The 385-nt window shown below is 48.3% G+C and carries 1 protein-coding gene; it reads left to right on the top strand.

Features of this window, described 5'->3' with window-relative positions; all coding sequences use genetic code 11:
- Window positions 1-122: 122 nt before the first annotated feature.
- On the top strand, window positions 123-385 hold a 263-nt coding region (locus A3739_RS30260; RefSeq protein ID WP_197472499.1), incomplete at its 3' end, for a hypothetical protein.

Below are 385 nucleotides of genomic sequence, written 5' to 3'. Positions count from 1 at the left end.
CCATGGGCGGGCCCGAGGGTAACTATAATTCAAACCGATATATATTCCGCAAACACCCTGATACGACAGGCGTGTCCTACCTCGACAATCGTTTTTATCAGGTCCATTTGCTGGGAAACCTAGTGTTCATTGGTGAAATTCGCTACAAAGGTCAGAGCGAATATGGCGTCTACGCCCATGAAAATTATCGAATCGGCACCAAGATTAAACTAGTAGAGGTGAAGGATGGCGATATCTTAACCTCCTTCCAGCAGCAATATCAGGATGACCTCAATTACCTAGCAGAGCTCAAGCTTCGTGAACGCGAGCGCGAAAAAGAATCCGCTTGGGATATCAACTGGGGCATGGTTGCAGCGCTAGGAGCTGGTGTTGCAATGGCCGATAG

The organism is Oleiphilus sp. HI0067, from assembly GCF_001635735.1.
Note: the sequence above shows the minus strand (reverse complement) of the source record. Positions and strands in the feature narration are given on the sequence as shown.